Genomic DNA, 14,102 nt, shown 5'->3' on the forward strand with positions numbered 1-14,102 from the left:
ACCTCAGTCCCATAATCATGAAGCCTCTTAAGCCGGGAGGATGGAGCGTTTGTCGCGCCCCCCTCAAACTTGTTCTTTCAAAGATTAAAGGTTATTCTAGAAAATATGTCAGAAAGGATCATGTGCAATGGAACGTTCACGGGTATGGAGCGACAGGTTCAAGCTGTTTTTTTTGAACAATAAATTCGTCATCTTCTTATTGATTATTTTGCTGATCGGCATAAACATTATGGTGTTTACCAAAATCTCGTATGTGTTTAAACCGCTGCTCGTGCTGATCAAGACCGTTTTATTGCCGCTGATTCTTACCGGGGTCGTCTATTATTTATTGAATCCGATCGTGGATTACATGGAACGCAAGAAGGTAAAGCGCCTATACTCCATCGTCGTGCTGTATTTGCTCATTATCGGAATCGTCACCCTGGTGGTCGGGAGCGTCGTTCCGCTGATTCGCGAGCAGGTCATGAGCCTGATTCATAATTTCCCCGTCTACAGTCAGACGGTCGAGGCTCAATTCGAATCCTGGATGGGCAGCGACTTCATCAATCAGCTGCAGCAGGCGGTTAACGTCAATCCCCAAGAGCTCACGAAGACGATCTCCGAACGCGGGACGGCGCTCTTGAACCATACTTGGACCAGTATCGGCGGTTTTCTCGGGGCTTTGACCGAAACGCTGCTCGCTATCATTACGGTGCCTTTTATCTTGTTCTATTTGTTGAAGGACGGCCGCCGGTTGCCGAATTATATCGTTTCGTTCTTGCCGAATTCGTTCCGGGATCAATCGCAGCGGGTCATGTCCGAAATGAGCCATCAGATCAGCTCCTATATCCGGGGGCAAATCATCGTCAGCTTCTGCATCGGTTTTTTGCTCTATCTTGGTTATTTGATCATCGGCTTGGAGTACTCCCTCATTCTGGCGATCATTGCCGCGTGCACAAGCATCGTGCCTTATTTGGGCCCCGCTATCGCGATTACCCCTGCACTGATCGTCGCCATTGTGACGTCGCCGGTCATGCTTCTGAAAATGATCGTCGTCTGGACCGTCGTGCAGCTGATCGAAGGGAAATTCATTTCCCCGCAAATTATGGGAAGAACGCTGCAAATTCATCCGATCACGATTATATTTATCATTCTGACGTCAGGCAATCTGTTCGGTATCGCGGGGATCATTCTCGCCGTTCCCGGCTATGCCGTCTTGAAGGTCATCTTCTCGCACCTGTTCCGCTGGTTCAAGGTTCGTTCGCGCTTGTATGAGCCGGTAAATGCGGCGGAAGCCGAATCCGGTAACGCCGCGGAATAAGCATGGAACAAAAAAACCTCCTAAACCACTGTAAAAAGTGGTGCTGGAGGTTTTTTTTACAGCTCGTTTACATCAAAACGTGGGCTTAAAAAAATCAAAATTGCACGGTTGGTACAGCCCCTCTCCCTCTCCTCACCGTTCTACCGAACGATACGGAACAAGGAGACTTCCTGCTTCAGGCTTTGCGCCAGCTGGTTGAGCGTCGCCATCGACTGGGACACGCCCTCCATCGCAGCAAGCTGCTCCTCGGTTATCGCCACGATCTCATCCGTGTGCTCCGCGGACCGTTTCGCAATAGCCGCCGATTCCTCTACGGAAGCGGATAGCTCCTCCGAGCTTGCCGACATTTCCTCGGCTACCGCGGAAACGTCCTGCATATCGGCCGAAATGCGCCGAACCGATTCATAGATCTTCTGAAATGCGTCTCCCGCGCGCAGGATGACGACCGTTCCGTCGCTTGCCTCGCGCGTTCCCCTCTCGATTGCGCCAATCACGTCCGCCGTATCGGCCTGCATGCTGCCGACCAGCTCTTCGATCTGCTTGGTCGCTTCCTCCGATTGCGCCGCCAGCTTCCGCACCTCCGCCGCGACGACGGCAAACCCTTTGCCGTGTTCGCCCGCTCTCGCCGCTTCGATATTGGCATTCAACGCCAGTATATTCGTCTGCGCCGCGATTCTGGCTATGATGTCGACGATCAGTCCGATTTCTTCGGAATGCTTGCCGAGCCGCTTCACCACTTCCGACGAACGGGCCACCGCCTCGCTGATCGAAGCCATCTGCTTATCCGCTTCCTGAATCAAGACATTCCCCGCTTCAGCGTCGGCCGCAGCCTGCTGCGAAACGTCGGCGACGCGGGACGAACGCTCGGATACCTGGTGAATGCCTGCCGACATTTCCTGCATTGATCTTGCGCCCTGCTCGGCCCCCGACGTTTGCGCCGCGGCGCCGTCAGCCACTCCCTGCATTTCCGCCACGATTTGGTGGCTGGCCTGGACGGTCGCCTCCGCGCTGCTTGTCAGCCGATCGGCAGACGCGGCAACTTGATCCGTCGTTTCGCGGATTTGCGCCACGATTGTCTTGAACTGGCGCAGCATCGATTGAAGGGAGCCTGCGATCAGCCCGACCTCATCCCTTCGCCGCACATGCGCGGCGGCGATATCCTTGGTCAAGTCGCCGGCTGCGACATCGCCGAGCAAACGGGCGAATTGGCGCAGCGGCTTTAGCACCCGGAGCTGGAATATGACCGCAAGCAATACGACAAGCAGCAGCAGTACGCCGCCGACGAGCAAGCTCAGCATTTGGATTTTTGCCGACACCTGACTGCTTGTCTCCGACGGACTGCCCACGTACATGACGCCAAGCGGCTTTCCGTTTATATCGAGGAACGGCGTCATGACCTCCGAAACGAGTTCGCCGTCCAGCGAACGCGATTGGAACGCGCGATAACCCGGGTCCGCCTCCGCTTTATTCAAATGCGCTTGCAGCACGTCCGCTGCGTCATCGCGGGTACCTAGCACGGCCCCTTTCTTCGGCAACAGCGCTACGTCGACATACAGCGTTTCTTTAATCTCTTCCAGCGCTTCCGCATCGATAAAACGCCCGAACACCAGCAGCGCTTGCGGCTTCGCCTTCTCCGTTTCATCCGTAACTTTGGCCACGCCCAGAACGGCCAAGCCTTGTCCCGTGCTCACAAAGCCGGAAAAAACGTCTTCCTTGCCGAGACGCTCCAGAAGCTCCGGGTAGCCGAGCTTACCGGTGAATTCGGGAACATCGCCGCTCTGCGAAAGGACCGTCCCGTTCAGGCCGATCGTGCTCGCAAAGTTGACGTTCGGTATGACGCTAGTGGATACGTTGACGTTTTTCTCGATCCACGCCAAGTCCTTCGTTTCCACCGCTTTCCAGTAATCCTCCCAATGGGCGTTCGTAATGACGGAATCCAACAAGCTTTTGCCGATTTTGTCGGTCAGCTTGTGCGCCGCATCGGAAGCGCTGTAGGCGTGGTCCCGTTCAATCTCCTCCAAGCTGTTCATCATTGAAGAATAGTACGTATAACCGATGACCGTCATCGGCAAGCCAAGCAGAACGGCGAGTAACAAAACGACTTGAATGCGCAAAGAAAACAAATGAGAACGACCCATCCGACAGACACCCCTATTTATGCGCTGGTTCTTTATGGAAATCGAGAAGATTATAGCAGGAAATAGGACAAAAGTAACGTATTTTTATAAGCTTGCGGCGGACTACCTCAGTTCGGAAGGGCTCTTGCCGGTATGCTGCTTGAATTGTCTGCTGAAAAAAAAGACGTCGCGGTATCCGAGCGCTCCCGCCACTTCGGAAACCGACATCCCCGCGTAGCGCAGCAAATGCTCGGCCCGCTCCAGACGGGTGCGGATCACATAATCCTGCACCGATTCGCCGATCAGCTCCTTGAATTTCGCAGAAAAATAACGGGGCGATAAATTGGCGCGCGCCGCAAGATCTTCAAGCCTGTGCGGCTTGCCCGCATGCAGCTGAACGTAGTTGGCGACCTCGCGAATCGCTTCCTTCTGCTGAATGCTGCCCTCTCCCGGCCGTTTCGAACGCTGAAGCGGAGCCAATCCTTCTATGCCCTTGTCATCGGCTTCGTTACGATCGTGACGGAGCAGATGAATCATCAGCTGCTTCAATACGAGCTGGGCTTCCTCTTTCGCCGCGAACCCTTCCCCAAGAAAGAGTCTCACATACCGGGTCAGCAGACGTTCAACCTCCGTTGACTCGGGCTCCGGCAGCACCCTGTATGGCTTAGGCACCTCAAGCGGCACCGTCAGGATATCGAAATGGATGTAGGTGAGAACCAGCGGCTTTTGAGCGTTGTGAGTGGCGGTCGTCTCATCCCCGGGTCTAAACAGAAAGCAGCTTCCGTTTCGGACGTCGTGTGGAATGCCGTTCAGCACGACCTCGCCTTCCCCGCTCCATACATAGAACAAATCATAATTTTGCAGCGGCTTCTCGCGCTTTTGCCACTTCCAGGCCGGCTCGCATACGATTTTGGCAAAAGCGGATTTCACGACAAAATCGCCCGGCGAAACGTTCAACATGATGAATCTCCTTCACTTCTGAGTGATTTACTGCCATTTCCATTATAGACAATTGCGGAGGACATTTCACGTTCCCTGCGCGGATTGTCGCTAAAAGATGAACGAGCGGGATGATCGTTCCGGCAACCAAGGAAAAACGGCTTCGCCGTCTTTGGTCGGCGCGTTTACCGAGAAGTCGAACAATCAGCGGAGGATATCCTTTCCGAGACTTGAACGAAAGCCCTTGTCTTCCTTAAGAAACGGATGACAAGGGCTTAACGGACCGGATTAGCGGCCTAAAGCTTGAACTTGTTAATTTCCTTCTGCAGAGTGGCGGCCATTTCCCTTAGGGATGTCGCGGATGCGGCGATTTCTTCCATCGCGGCCAGCTGTTCCTCGGAAGAAGCCGCTACGCTTTGCGAGTTTACGGAAGCGCCTTTCGCGATACGCGAGAGCTCCTCCAAGGAAGCCGCGATCTCCTCGCTTCCGGCGGACATTTGCTCCGCTGCCGCCGACACCTCCTGCACTTGCTCCGTTACGTGCTGGAACGAAACGACGATCTTCTGGAACGCTTCGCCCGCTTGACCGGCGATATCCGTTCCCGTCTTCACTTCCTTGGAGCCCGCTTCCATGGCTTGAACAGCGCTGTTCATGTTGATTCCGATACCGTGCAGCAGCTGTGCGATTTGATCGGACGACTCCTTTGATTTCTCGGCCAGCTTGCGGACCTCATGGGCGACAACGGCGAAGCCTTTGCCGTGCTCGCCTGCCCGGGCAGCCTCGATCGAAGCATTAAGCGCAAGGAGATTCGTTTGGTTCGCGATATCGCTAATAATATCCACAATATGGCCGATTTCAACCGAGCGCTCGTTCAGCTCGTGCATGATCGACGCGGTTTTCGTTACGGAAACCTCGATTTTGTTCATTTGTTCGACCGTTTGCTGAATAACTTCGTTTCCGTTGTCCGCATCGCGGGACGCATCCTGCGCAAGCTCGGACACGACGGAGGAGGAATCGGCGATCCGCTCGATGCCGACCGCCATTTCGCCCATTGCTTTCCTGCTTTCCTCCGCGCTTTGCAGCTGCGATTCGGAGCCGGAAGCGACCTCTTGGATCGACGCTGCCACCTCGTTCGTCGCCTTGGCCGTCTGATCCGCGCTCATCCGCAAGTTATCCGACGACTCCATGACGTCGTCCGCCGTGTTCTTGATATTCTGGACGAGGCTGCGGATGCTGCCGATCATCGTATTGAAATTCGCCGAAAGCTTGCCGACCTCGTCGCGGTTATGCACCGGGATGGAAATGCTCAGATCGCCTTCGGACGCCTTCAGAGACAGCTCGGATAACCGGCGCAGCGGCCTCAGCGTATAACGAAGCATGACGATGACGAGCAGGATGAAAAACACCTCCGCGCCAATCGAAATCAATACGAAATCCGTCGTCGTCTTGTCCAGCTCCGCCTTGACTTTGCCGTAATCGAAGTCAAGTCCGAATATCGCGACCGTCTGCCCTTTCTCGTTCTTGATCGTGCTGAGCAGCGATATCCAAGTCCCTCCCATATCCTCGTATTCCTCCGTCATGCCGACTCCGCTTTTCTGCGCCTCCTCGTAAGCCGCTTGAAAGGTCGCCGGCAGCTCATAATCCTTCAGAGGCCCAAGGCCCTGCGCGTCCAAGGATTTATTGGTAAGCATCATTTTCAGATAGCTCTTCCCGTCCTTGGCAGTAATATCCGGCGTCATGACGTAGCTGTTCGTAATGAGGTCGTCCTTCGTCATCGCCTCGAGCTGTTCGGCCAACCGAATGTTCGATTGATTCGCCATGAACTGGTCTGGCTTCAAGTTCATGCTCCCCTTGGCCGCCTCCAGCGTATCGACGCCGAGCTCAAGCTGGGCATGGAGCGCTGCCTCAAGCTGCCGCAAATAATCGTAGTACATATTTTTTTCGCGTACGATTGAAATCGTTACCAGAACGGAAGACAATAAGACGATCATAATCCCTAAAAAAACCGACGATTTGAAAACAAGGCTTCTATTTCTCATAGCTTGTCTCCCCCCATTGAAATATGTGCTATAGGATCATATTTCGACAGAATCCAGTCGTTTGTTTAGCATTATTTATAGGCAATAATACCCATATTAAACCTCCTCAGTCGCAGCCTCGCCAAATGTCCGCAGCTGTTTACTTTAGATCGCAAGGAGTCCGAGGCGGAGGTGTGGGTACGGAAGTCAAAGAGACCGCCGCAGCGGTCTCTTTCGATCACGGAATTTATAGCGGCCGCTCTAAAGGACATATCTTGCAAGTGACAGCAAGAGCAGGAAAGCGATGCCGAAACAGAGCCGCATCAGCCATTTATCTTGTCGGTCAAACGCATTCACGACAGCTCCCCCTTCACATACTTGGCATTGAAAATGAACAGTCTGAGCAGCAGAACGACGGATGGAACCAACAGCGCAAAGCCGGCGACAAAAGCGACGATCAATGCGCGCCCCATCGTTTCGTTCGTCACTCCGCCATATACCGTTAAATACGGATACAGCAAATAAGGGAGATGGGATTGGCCGTACCCGAAAAAGGCGAAAGCAAATTGCAGCATCACCATGACGAATGCGACGCCGAACGATTTCCTTTGCCAAATCAGCCATACGGCAATCGAAAAGGCGGCTAGCGAAAGTCCGAACAGCCACCATATCCGCAGCGCGCGTTCAAAATGCTCCAGGTTGTGATTCCGGAGTGCGATAAAGACGAACAAGCTGGAGATGAGCGTCGGTATGCCGCCCCACAAAGCGAACTGGCGCATCTGCTCGAGCGCTCTCGCATCTTCCGCGCGAGAGGCATAATACGTCAAAAATGTCGAACTGATGAATAGCACGCTCGACATGGCGAGCAGCACGACCGCCCAAGAATAAGCGCTATAGAACAGCTCCTCCATCAGCAGTGTTACCGTGTTGCCTGAAACGGACAAAAATCCCCCTTCCGAGATGGTAAACACCGTTGACAACGAAGCGGGGATGAGCAAGCCTGTCGCCCCGTAAGCAAGCAGGTAGAAGCTGTTTTTCTTAGCGCCGTAATTGGCAAAAGCGTAGAACGACCCCCGGACGGTAAGTAGAACAAGCGCAATACTGCCCGGAATGAGCAAAGCCGTGCCATAGTAGTGGGCCGTTTCGGGAAAGAAGCCGACGATGCCGACGAAGAAAAACACAAGGAAAACGTTGGTCACCTCCCAGACCGGCGACAAATATCTGGAAATAACGGGCCCGATGATCGTTTCCATCCCGATCACTCTGCCGTAATAGGCATAGAAACCCGCTCCGAAATCAATGGACGCTACAATCAGATACCCGTACAAGAAGCTCCAGAGCACGGTGATGCCAAGCTGGTCGACCGACATGACTGCATCCTCCTTACAAAATGATCCGGCGGGTTTCAAGCTCCAGCTCCGCCGGTTTATTGCGGAAGAGACGAGCCAGTACCAAAAGACATACGATGCCGAGCACGGCATACAACACGGCAAACAGCCAAAACGCCACGCCTACGTGACTATTCGTCGTCGCCGCATCGGATACGCGCAAGTATCCCCGCATGATCCACGGCTGTCTGCCAACCTCGGCATAAAACCATCCAAGTTCGATGGCAAGCAAGGATAGCGGCCCGCCCGCTAAAATGCCCGCGAGTATCCAGCGATTGTAACCCTCCCATCGCAGTAACCGGGGCAGCGCCAGAAAAAGAACGGGTACCGCCAATAAATAAAACCCGATGCCGACCATCGCATCGAATAAATAATGCACATACAGCGGAGGCCATTCGTCCTTCGGAAAATCGTTCAAGCCGGTGACCGTGCCGTTTGGGTTATGGGTAGCCAATAGACTAAGCGCCCACGGGATTTGAATGGCCCCTGTCACCTCCTGCGTCTGCGGATTCAACCGGCCTCCGACGACAAGCGGCGCCCGGCTTCCGGTCTCGAAATGCCATTCGGCTGCTGCAAGCTTTTCCGGCTGTTCCTTGGCCAGAAACTGTGCGGCCATATCGCCCACCCCGATGGTCAGGACGGCAAGAATGAGGCCTGCCGTCATATTCAGACGAATCGACTTCCGGTAATAATCGTCCTTACGCCCCCGCAGCATGGCGAAAGCCGCGATCATCGCTAGCAAAAAGGCGGCTGTAAGGTAAGCGGAAGACAATACATGCGCGACTTTGGAAGGTACGGCGGGATTGAACATGGCGGCAAGCGGATCGATTTGGGTAAGCCGGCCGTTCTCCAGCATGAATCCTTGCGGCGTGTTCATAAAGGCGTTGACCGTCGTAATAAACAACGCCGAACCGGAGGATCCGATTATGATGGGCAAGGTGAGCAGCCAGTGCTTATACGGGTTGGAAAATCTGTCCCATGTATAAAGATAGATGCCGAGAAAGATGGCCTCGAAGAAAAAAGCGAACGTCTCCAAAAAGAGCGGCAATCCGACCACTTGGCCTGCCAATCGCATAAACTCCGGCCACAATAAACTAAGCTGAAGGCCGATGCATGTCCCGGTGACGACGCCTACAGCCACCGTTATGACAAAACCGCGCGCCCATCTCCGGGCCATTAACGAATAATGCGCGTCTTTCTTCCGTATGCCTATCCATTCGGCCAAAGAAATAAAAACCGGAACGCCGACTCCGACAGTCGCGAACAAGATATGAAAGGCTAACGTCATTTCCGTTAATCCTCGGCTCCAATCCACCGTTCCCACGAAGCAACCCCCCAGTTTCATAACCAATGATTCCTGCTGGTTACTATTCCCACCTCATTCATTTGTATTCACGCCCGATCATCGTTTCGAATCGGCGATTTTAACGTGTATCTAGCAGCATACATGCGAAAAGCCGGCGTCAGATGACCTGACCCCGGCTTTTCGCACGGCTTGCTATTTTCAGCCAATAGTAGAAGGATTGCTGGAAGTACAGTCACCATGCTGCTAGAACCATTCTCCCCGGTTCAGCCCTGTCCCCTTTTCATTCGAAGTTACCAGACCAGATCGGTCGCAATTCGGGGCTCGGTCCAGATTACTTCTGGACGATCGCCAGCATCTGATACACCTCGCGGCGGTCGCCGGGAAGCGTCGCTTCGGCAACCTTCATCTGCGAAGAACCGTCTCCGTCAAGGAATATGCCGTCCACCGGATGCGCATTTACGAGCGTCTCTTTGACAGCCGTACGGAACTCCTCGCCGGTGCTCTTCGTCGGCGTCACAATCATCCATAAGTAGCCTTCTCTATCATAGACCAGACCTGACCGCATCCGTTTCTCGTCGATTGCCGGCAGCCCTTCGATCAGCGCCTGCTCGTACCAGCCCGCATCGTCGCCCAGACGCATGCTGATTCCGCCCTGCGCCCAATAACGGCCGCGGTCGGTTACGGCCAAGCCGTCCGGGTCGGCTGCGACCTGTACCGAGAATCGTTCGGCCGTTTCATCAAAGACCAGCGTCCCTTTGCTATTGTCGATGTTGTACCAGCCGCTTCCATAATCGCCTGCCGCCCCCTTCAGCGGCACATTGTTCTTTACGGCGATGCTGAGCAGGCTGCCCTCCCAGAAAAAACCTCCGTTGATTCCATATTCCCCGGTATCCGTAACGTTGGCATCGATCGCTCTCAGCTCGACATTCCGCGGCGATGTGCGAATGAGGTGCAACTGGACGCCGTTCAGCGCCTTCACCTTCGCATAGCGGTAATCCACCGGCTTACGCGGCTCAGGATGTTTCTGAAACAAATAGATCGTGCCGAAGAAGGATACGGCGACGAGCAAAAAAAGAACGGCTGTGTTCAGACGTCCGCTTTCCCATGCATGCGGCTTCGTCCGCTCCGATTCTCGAATCATCCGCTCCCCCCTTCCATACGCACCCTTGCTTGTCCGCTCCTGATATGGAAAACATTACTATAAGCATACCGTTTTCGCCTGCTCTTTTCAATAAACCTTTGGGACTACCGGCACCCGCATAAATCGCTGAAAAACCGCATTTTACGCCACTCCCCGTCATAATGAGCTTGCCATTCCCGGCGCGAGCGGCTGGAATTCGGCACCTGCAGGATGATCCGAACAAAAATAGCCTGCGTCCTGCAGCTCCGGCAAGAGCATACAGAATCACAGGCCCGTTACATATTCATCCAAACGCTAAACCGAAGATTTGCGCAGAAGCATATACGATACCAGCACGTAGAGGACCACCGGCGGAACCATCCATATAGCAAGCCCGAATGCGGTATGATCGCCCAGCCAAACGAAGATGTCTCCCCACCACTTGTAGTACGTGCTCAAGAAGCTGACAACGGTTAAAACCAGGAAGGATGCGATGAAGAAGGTAAACATCCCTGTACGCCCGTATCTCCGGTATACGCTGGATATGGCGAAGCCGAGCATGAACATGTGGACCAGCAGGATGAAATAGATCAAGAACTGCTGGATTGCCGAGCCGTCATTGACGTAAGGCAGGCTGAAAAAATGCAAACCGGTTCCCCACCCGGAGGTTGCGTCCTCCAGCAGCGCCAGAATAAGCAATATCGCTGAAGTAATCCCGCTGACAACGCCGGCCATAGCCAGCGTCCCCTTATAAAAGTCCGTTCTCCTTATGCTGAAGCCGATTGCGAACGGAAAGGTTTGAGAAAGCACCAGCGTGCCTGCGACCAGCATAAACACGAAGATGGAAGAAATGCCGCCAGAATTGATCGTTTCATCGATCATGAGGCTGATAATAACGTTGATGACAAAGCTGGACATCATGATGATCCAGGGGAGGTACACCCACAGCCATTTGTCCCTATAATGTATTTTCATAACGCCCGTTATCCGGTTCATATGGCATCCGCCGCCTTTCTATCCGTTTTGCCGTTCGTTAAATGTACGATCAGCTGCTGCAGCGATACCGGCGCGAGCTCCAGGCCAAGCTCTTCGGCGTGCTTGCGCTCTCCCGCTCCCAGATGGCCGAGCAAGGTAACCGATGAGAGCCCGCCGAACGTTTCCCGTTCGATCGCCTGCTTTCCTGCCGAGAAAACTTCGACCTTGGAAGCGGGGCCGACGACGGTGAACGCTTTGCCGCGCAGCGAATCGGTGTCCTCGTCGATCAGCTTTTTGCCACCGTCGATAACGATGACATGCTCCAGCATCCGGTTGACCTCGTCGATTAGATGCGTCGACAACACGATCGTTCTGGGATGCAGCCCGTAATCCTTAAGCAAGTGATCGTAAAACAACCCTCGCGCCACCGCATCAAGCCCCAAATACGGTTCGTCAAAAATGGTGAGCGGCGCGCGGCTGGCAAGCCCGATGACGATGCCGACGGCGGAAAGCATCCCTCTGGACAATTTCTTGATTCTTCTTTTCGGAGGCAGCTGAAAATCTTTAATGAGCAAATTCGCGAATTCGCGATCCCAATGCGGAAACAGGGAAGCCGAAACCTCAAGCATATCGACAATGCGGTAGCTGTCCGGATATTTCTGGCTTTCCTTAATAAAGCATACTTGGCTAAGCACCCGTTCGTTCTCGTAAGGCGCTTCCCCGAAAAGCTTGACGCCTCCGTCCGTCGCAAACAGCTGCGCCGTAATCATATGCATGATCGTCGTCTTGCCTGCGCCGTTTCGTCCCAGCAGCCCGTAAATTTTGTCGGCTTCGATCTTAAAGCTGATGTTATCGACTGCCGTGAAGCTGCCGTACCGCTTCGTCAACCCCGTTACTTCCACTACTGGATTCATCGATTGCCATCCCCTCTCCGAATCATGTCGCTAAGCTGCTCCGCCGTAATCCCCAGCTTTTCCGCTTCCCGCATCATCGTTACGACGTATTGTTCATAAAATTGTTCCTTCCGCTTCTCCATCAATACCGCGCGTGCTCCCGCAGCCACAAACATCCCGATCCCCCTCTTTTTGTACAAAATTTGCTGATCCACAAGCAAATTGACGCCTTTCGCCGCCGTCGCCGGATTGATCTGGTAAAAGGCCGCGATCTGATTCGTGGAAGGAACCTGCGATTCCTCCGGCAATCCGCCTTCGATGATGTCGTCTTCGATCCGCTCGGCAATTTGCATGAATATCGGCCGGCTGTCGTCCATTTGCAATCCCATTTCATCACCACCAAACTGGTTAACTACTCATGTAACTAACCATACAAGTGATCCGCTAAAAAGTCAACATCCCGGCCGCCCATTTTCCAAAAAAAGAAAGCGGCCCGCCCGTCCTTCCCCCGTTCCGCTCCCGTTATCCGGTCATCCTCCCGAAAACCGCCCATTATCGGGCATTTTGACGAATCGGAAGTGACTCGCACAGGCTTAAATGTTATAATCAGTGGTAACCCTGACGGACGCCTGCGTCCACAAGACGGGAAAAACTACGCGAACTTGTTCACGGAAGGATGGACCGTAATGAATCCACTCTCACAACAGTTAAATGAAACGCTTGAGCGCGAAAACCCGCACGTCTACGCCATGCTGTCGTCCCTCGGCAAGCAAATTTACTTTCCGAAGGAAGGCATCCTGAGTCAATCGGCGGAAGCCAAGGCCAAAGCGAAAAAATACAACGCTACGATCGGCACCGCACTAGAGAACGGTCAGCCGATGCACCTGAAGGTCATTCAAGACACGCTTTCGGCTTACAATCCGAAGGACATTTACGAATACGCTCCGCCTGGGGGCAAGCCCGAGCTCCGTACCGCTTGGCGCAAAAAAATGCTGGCAGAAAACCCGTCGCTCGCCGGCAAAACGTTCAGCAACCCTGTCGTCACGAACGCGCTGACCCACGGCCTCAGCATCGTCGCCGACCTGTTCGCGGATGCAGGAGACAGCGTCATTATCCCGGATAAAAACTGGGAAAATTACGAGCTTACCTTCGGAGTCCGCCGCGGCGCCGTTATCGTGAACTACCCGCTCTACAACGAAGCGGGCAAATTCAATTCGGAAGGCTTGAAACAAGCCATTCTGGCACAGAAGGATAAAGGCAAAGCGATCGTCGTGCTGAACTTCCCGAACAACCCGACCGGCTACACGCCGGGCGCGGAGGAAGGCAAAGAAATCGTAGCCGCCATTCAAGCCGGCGCCGATGCGGGCATCAACATCGTAGCCGTCACCGACGACGCATACTTCGCCCTCTTCTTCGAGGATTCGCTGCACGAATCGCTGTTCGGCCATCTGGCCGACCTTAGCCCGCGCATTCTGCCGGTTAAAGTCGACGGAGCAACGAAAGAAGAATACGTGTGGGGCTTCCGCGTCGGATTCATTACGTACGCCGGCAGCAGCGAAGCGCAGCTTGCCGCGCTGGAGCAAAAGACGCTCGGCATCATTCGCGCCACCATTTCAAGCGGACCGCACCCGTCGCAAACCTTCGTGCTGCACGCCCTGAATTCTCCCGAATTCGAAGCGCAGAAGAAAGAGAAATACGACATCATGAAAGGCCGTGCGAACAAGGTGAAAGCCTTGCTCGACAACGGCGATTTCGGCGGCGTATGGGACTACTATCCGTTCAACTCCGGCTACTTCATGTGCCTGAAGCTGAAAACCGTCCAAGCCGAAGCGCTCCGCGTTCATCTGCTTAACGAGTACGGCGTCGGCACGATCGCCCTCGGCGAAACCGACCTGCGCGTCGCGTTCTCCTGCATCGAGGAAGCGAGCATCGACGAGCTGTTCTCGCTCATCCATCAAGGCGTCAAAGATCTCGAGAAGGTTGCGGCGAAATAATCGCCCGCCCGAACGTCAAAGCGGGGTTACCGGCATGCTGCCGGTAACCCCG

The 14,102-nt window shown here is 54.2% G+C and carries 11 protein-coding genes; 2 read left to right on the forward strand and 9 right to left on the reverse strand.

What is annotated here, in order from left to right; all coding sequences use genetic code 11:
• The first annotated feature begins 127 nt into the window (after positions 1 to 127).
• The gene (locus tag ACKGJP_RS26910) at positions 128 to 1,300 is read left to right on the forward strand and encodes an AI-2E family transporter (RefSeq protein WP_409341861.1); all 1,173 of its coding nucleotides are present in this window, start codon (positions 128 to 130) and stop codon (positions 1,298 to 1,300) included.
• Between the two features lie 140 nt (positions 1,301 to 1,440).
• Here ACKGJP_RS26910 and ACKGJP_RS26915 read toward each other — a convergent pair whose 3' ends face one another.
• The 9 genes from ACKGJP_RS26915 to ACKGJP_RS26955 form a co-directional block, all read right to left on the reverse strand.
• The gene (locus ACKGJP_RS26915; protein ID WP_409341862.1) at positions 1,441 to 3,438 is read right to left on the reverse strand and encodes a methyl-accepting chemotaxis protein; all 1,998 of its coding nucleotides are present in this window, start codon (positions 3,436 to 3,438) and stop codon (positions 1,441 to 1,443) included.
• A gap of 102 nt (positions 3,439 to 3,540) precedes the next feature.
• Positions 3,541 to 4,377 (reverse strand): helix-turn-helix domain-containing protein, encoded by an 837-nt coding sequence (locus tag ACKGJP_RS26920; RefSeq protein WP_409341863.1) that lies wholly within the window; start codon positions 4,375 to 4,377, stop codon positions 3,541 to 3,543.
• A gap of 275 nt (positions 4,378 to 4,652) precedes the next feature.
• The gene (locus ACKGJP_RS26925; protein ID WP_409341864.1) at positions 4,653 to 6,395 is read right to left on the reverse strand and encodes a methyl-accepting chemotaxis protein; all 1,743 of its coding nucleotides are present in this window, start codon (positions 6,393 to 6,395) and stop codon (positions 4,653 to 4,655) included.
• A 332-nt stretch (positions 6,396 to 6,727) separates the two neighbouring features.
• Positions 6,728 to 7,744: a cytochrome d ubiquinol oxidase subunit II gene (locus tag ACKGJP_RS26930; RefSeq protein ID WP_409341865.1), complete on the reverse strand. Its 1,017-nt coding sequence runs from the start codon at positions 7,742 to 7,744 to the stop codon at positions 6,728 to 6,730.
• 13 nt (positions 7,745 to 7,757) lie between these two features.
• The gene (locus tag ACKGJP_RS26935; RefSeq protein WP_409341866.1) at positions 7,758 to 9,086 is read right to left on the reverse strand and encodes a cytochrome ubiquinol oxidase subunit I; all 1,329 of its coding nucleotides are present in this window, start codon (positions 9,084 to 9,086) and stop codon (positions 7,758 to 7,760) included.
• Between the two features lie 313 nt (positions 9,087 to 9,399).
• On the reverse strand, positions 9,400 to 10,209 hold the full coding sequence (locus ACKGJP_RS26940; RefSeq protein ID WP_409341867.1) for a hypothetical protein: 810 nt from the start codon (positions 10,207 to 10,209) through the stop codon (positions 9,400 to 9,402).
• Positions 10,210 to 10,503: 294 nt separating this feature from the next.
• Positions 10,504 to 11,184, reverse strand: a complete 681-nt coding sequence (locus ACKGJP_RS26945; protein ID WP_409341868.1) for a hypothetical protein — start codon at positions 11,182 to 11,184, stop codon at positions 10,504 to 10,506.
• On the reverse strand, positions 11,181 to 12,077 hold the full coding sequence (locus ACKGJP_RS26950) for an ABC transporter ATP-binding protein (protein WP_409341869.1): 897 nt from the start codon (positions 12,075 to 12,077) through the stop codon (positions 11,181 to 11,183). Before ACKGJP_RS26950 ends, ACKGJP_RS26945 begins: the two co-directional genes overlap by 4 nt.
• A complete protein-coding gene (locus ACKGJP_RS26955) occupies positions 12,074 to 12,445 on the reverse strand; it encodes a GntR family transcriptional regulator (protein WP_409341870.1) in 372 nt (123 codons plus the stop codon). Before ACKGJP_RS26955 ends, ACKGJP_RS26950 begins: the two co-directional genes overlap by 4 nt.
• A 297-nt stretch (positions 12,446 to 12,742) precedes the next feature.
• Here ACKGJP_RS26955 and ACKGJP_RS26960 point away from each other — a divergent pair, with 297 nt between their 5' ends.
• A complete protein-coding gene (locus ACKGJP_RS26960; RefSeq protein WP_409341871.1) occupies positions 12,743 to 14,050 on the forward strand; it encodes an aminotransferase class I/II-fold pyridoxal phosphate-dependent enzyme in 1,308 nt (435 codons plus the stop codon).
• Positions 14,051 to 14,102 lie beyond the last annotated feature (52 nt).

The organism is Paenibacillus litoralis (genome assembly GCF_046244365.1).
Classification (GTDB): Bacteria; Bacillota; Bacilli; order Paenibacillales; family NBRC-103111; genus Paenibacillus_V.

Bases quoted from the DNA above. Each gene is read 5' to 3' on its own strand.
- ACKGJP_RS26910 (WP_409341861.1), top strand. From the start codon at position 128: ATGGAACGTTCACGGGTATGGAGCGACAGGTTCAAGCTGTTTTTTTTG.
- ACKGJP_RS26950 (WP_409341869.1), bottom strand. From the start codon at position 12,077: ATGAATCCAGTAGTGGAAGTAACGGGGTTGACGAAGCGGTACGGCAGC.
- ACKGJP_RS26930 (WP_409341865.1), bottom strand. From the start codon at position 7,744: ATGTCGGTCGACCAGCTTGGCATCACCGTGCTCTGGAGCTTCTTGTAC.
- ACKGJP_RS26915 (WP_409341862.1), bottom strand. From the start codon at position 3,438: ATGGGTCGTTCTCATTTGTTTTCTTTGCGCATTCAAGTCGTTTTGTTA.
- ACKGJP_RS26960 (WP_409341871.1), top strand. From the start codon at position 12,743: ATGAATCCACTCTCACAACAGTTAAATGAAACGCTTGAGCGCGAAAAC.
- ACKGJP_RS26955 (WP_409341870.1), bottom strand. From the start codon at position 12,445: ATGGGATTGCAAATGGACGACAGCCGGCCGATATTCATGCAAATTGCC.
- ACKGJP_RS26940 (WP_409341867.1), bottom strand. From the start codon at position 10,209: ATGATTCGAGAATCGGAGCGGACGAAGCCGCATGCATGGGAAAGCGGA.
- ACKGJP_RS26920 (WP_409341863.1), bottom strand. From the start codon at position 4,377: ATGTTGAACGTTTCGCCGGGCGATTTTGTCGTGAAATCCGCTTTTGCC.
- ACKGJP_RS26925 (WP_409341864.1), bottom strand. From the start codon at position 6,395: ATGAGAAATAGAAGCCTTGTTTTCAAATCGTCGGTTTTTTTAGGGATT.
- ACKGJP_RS26945 (WP_409341868.1), bottom strand. From the start codon at position 11,184: ATGAACCGGATAACGGGCGTTATGAAAATACATTATAGGGACAAATGG.